This is a genomic window from Pseudomonas sp. CFBP13528 (assembly GCF_005233615.1).
In the GTDB taxonomy this organism is placed as follows: domain Bacteria; phylum Pseudomonadota; class Gammaproteobacteria; order Pseudomonadales; family Pseudomonadaceae; genus Aquipseudomonas; species Aquipseudomonas fluorescens_AM.
Window position 1 is genome coordinate 1 of sequence record NZ_QGAJ01000033.1, and the last position, 3,390, is coordinate 3,390.

Below are 3,390 nucleotides of genomic sequence, written 5' to 3' on the forward strand. Positions count from 1 at the left end.
TCAATGGGATACAGCACGCTGTTGTTCGCAGCGTGCTCGATAATCGCATAGGGCAGTTCCGTTTCAACGGCTGGCAGCGAATTTGCTGCCTGAACGGAACCGGTTTTTTTAGCAGGTGTTTTGCTCGCCACGATAAGACTCCTGTCCAGATGTTAGATCACCGTCGGCCCGACCCGATGGGCCGGAAACTGCGGATATCTAACACGTGGATCAGGACCGCTGCCTACTGTCAGAATTAACAGTTCTGCTGGGAAAACTCGATATTCCAGACCAGTGGTGTACGCACAACCGCTCAAACTCCGCCAAGGCTCAAAGGCGGGGTCTGTGTGACCCCGCCCTTCATTGCCTGGCTCTAGGCATTCACGGGACTACACATAGTGAAGTTATCGAGGTATCCGTGCTCGCCCACTTCAACCTCAAAGCTTGCGAGCAACTCACCTTTGCCCGCCTTGAACTCAACCCATTGGTGCCGCCCCCCCTTGGCTGAGTCCACGATACGCGTTTCGATGGGCACCCCGCTTTCACCGTAGAAACGCACGGTTGCCTGACCATCGAGATGAACATATGCAAACCGCAGACAGGCGCAGGGCACGTCGAATGCAAAGCGTGTTATCTGCGTCGGGGTGATAAAGCCAGCCGTGTCGATGCAAAACCCGAAAGCCGGTCCTGACATAAACTCCCCTACGTTTGCGAAGGTGTATATACCGCCGCGAGCATTTGTAGCCAACTGAACCATGGTGATGGTCATCGTCGAAAGGCGCAGACTTTCCCCGGGTTTGAGCAGCTTGTCAGGCTGCCCATCAAACCTTTCGACGATCTGTCTGCTTTTGATCAGCTTCAGTGCCACCGGCTCGAAAGGTCGCAGCGTATCGTTCGCAAACCTCACGCTCAGGCGCAGCGTAATGACACTGTCGTTGGCGAATGCAAAAAATTGCGCATTTGTAATCGCAATATTCAAGCCCTCCAGAACCTCCAGCGGGGCAACGTCGCGCTCCGGCAGCAAAACCACGGAATGGGGGCCGCCTCCAATTGCCGTGCCGGTGCAGATCAACGAGATTCGGTTGTCCGTAGCGATCTTGTCCCAAGGGGCCGCAACCAGATGGTCATCCTTCTCACAGCACAGTCGAAGAAAGTTCAACTCGCCGTTCTCCGCTTCCGGCACAGAGGGCACGGGCAGAGAGACAGGGTTTATAAACAGCAACCTCAAGGCCTGGAACTTGATCTCGACACTTCCAAGCGGACCAATGAAATGCGAAAAATTGATGGTGATATACGTATCATCTTTCAACTTCTCCAACTCCGAATGTGGAATCAGACACGACAACCCGTCCCTATCACCGCTTTCGAGTGGCCTCGCCATGATCGGTACAGTGATTGGGGAACCGTCTTGCGCAGTCCCCTCAAGCGTCATAACCCCGACATGCCCCTCGACGAAAAACCACCACGCCAAATCGACATCGACATCGGTACTTTTGACAATGACTTGCGCGTCCTTCCCAGGGAAGGTACGCAGATCCAAGACGTCGCCAGTGGCTTGTTTCACCACTGGACGAGGACGCCGCTGCATGAGTGGCTCACCGACCTGCAACTCGAGTGTCTCGGACACCATCTGCTTGCAGGCATTGATCACGGTGTAAGAAATCAGTGCCGTCTTGCGGAAGCTGTTGATCATCTGTTCGCGGGACGCCAGGAACGTGACCGGGCCGGACGCCCCCTTCTGTAAAGGCAGTGGCCAACAGCTGTCTGCTCCGTCCAGGCACCACTGGGCAGTATGTTGGTGGCTGGGTTGGCAGCCTTCGTAAACCGCCTCGACATGCACCCCTTCGCGAGCGTTCCACGGCACCAGAACACCCCCTTGTGCTTCCCTGACTGTGGGTGCCCGTGGCGCCAACGGCTCCTGGTAGATCGTGAACCTCGCGGGCGGAAATTCGTGGGCGTTCTTCAGTTCGCTCGCCTCGCAAAAGCCCGTCTTGACGCGCAGTTCGAACGTGGAGCAATCGCCGATCTTTTCCAATGCTGCCCTTGGAATATCAGCCCTGACGCCGTCGCTTTTCCAGGCGTGCGTGACAATCTCACCGTCCAGAATATCAAAGCGGTAAGCGCTGCCGTCTGCATATTCAGCATCGATCCACATCCAGCAATGGCTCGCGCACTCACCATAGCCTCCCAGAGGCGCTATCACCTTCGCGTCCCCCGGGAAGTTATCGAGGCACAGCATGCGATCCTGGTTCGCCTCTTCAATCAGCGGGCGCTGGAATTCGGGCGTTAAAACACTGATCACTCTCGCTTGGGACGACTGTGCCGGGCCGCCGGCGGCAAGGTCATAGCTCAACGTCATCTGTTTGTTGAAGAAACACGCCACCACACAGGCCGGCAATTTGACGAAAGGCATCTCGCCGTTCTGTTCAACCGTGAAATCACCCAACAGTTTCTTCGCGTAAGCGGGCCCGGATACATAAAACCTCACCTCGTCACCTTTGTAAGTGTCCAGACCCTGGATGATGATCTCCCCTCCCTCCTGGGTGTTTTCAGGGTTGAGGCACCACTCATCGTTGTATTGCGTAGACTCGCGCAAGTGCGGCGGTTTCAGGTCCAGCGCAGGGTCGACACGCAGCAATGAAGTGGTGCGCAGGTGGAAATCCTCGGCGTTCACAGGCAGCGGATTCTCCAGAATCGGATCGCTCGGCTCAGGGTATACCGGTTCGGTCGTGTCCCAAATCACGCCCAGGTGAGCGGTGATCGCCGAGTAATCGTCCAGCCTGGACAGCCAGCCTCGCGAAAGCTTGAAGCGGAAAACATGCTCTGGACGAGCTTCGTGCTCCTGCACCACATGATTCTTGGCCACCCAGGTGAAGCGATAGGGCGCGACGTGCTGGTTACCCGCAACAACCACAAACAGACGCTGCCCGGGTTGAATCATCGGCCAGGCGTTGATCGCGACAATTTCATCACCCGAGAACTCTTGCATGCGCAGGTACCAGGTATTCCACTCCTCCTTGGCATGCGTGAACACCGGCCTTGAGACGACGAGATGCTCCTCCCTGATCTGTTGGATTTCCAACTCCAGCGTCAAGGATTCCAGGGCCCGCCCTCCTGCATTGGCCGTGTACTTGATCAAGACCGTGTGCCCGATGCAGTAGCTGATCCACTGTGGAGGAATGCCGACGACATTGACGCCATTTTCGACAGATACCGGCTCGAAACTCGGCTCGTCCTGCCCCTTGACCGCCATGTAGAACATGACATCAGTGGCGTTGGTCGGCAGCGTCAGCGTGGCCGTCGTGCCATCACGGGCGTCAATGGGATACAGCACGCTGTTGTTCGCAGCGTGCTCGATAATCGCATAGGGCAGTTCCGTTTCAACGGCTGGCAGCGAATTTGCTGCCTGAA

1 protein-coding gene is annotated in these 3,390 nt (G+C 56.5%); it reads right to left on the reverse strand.

Annotation, left to right across the window (positions count from 1 at the left end; translation table 11 throughout):
• Positions 1-352: 352 nt before the first annotated feature.
• Positions 353-3,390, reverse strand: a 3,038-nt coding sequence (locus PspCFBP13528_RS27555) for a hypothetical protein (RefSeq protein ID WP_161594777.1), incomplete at its 5' end; no start/stop codon positions are given.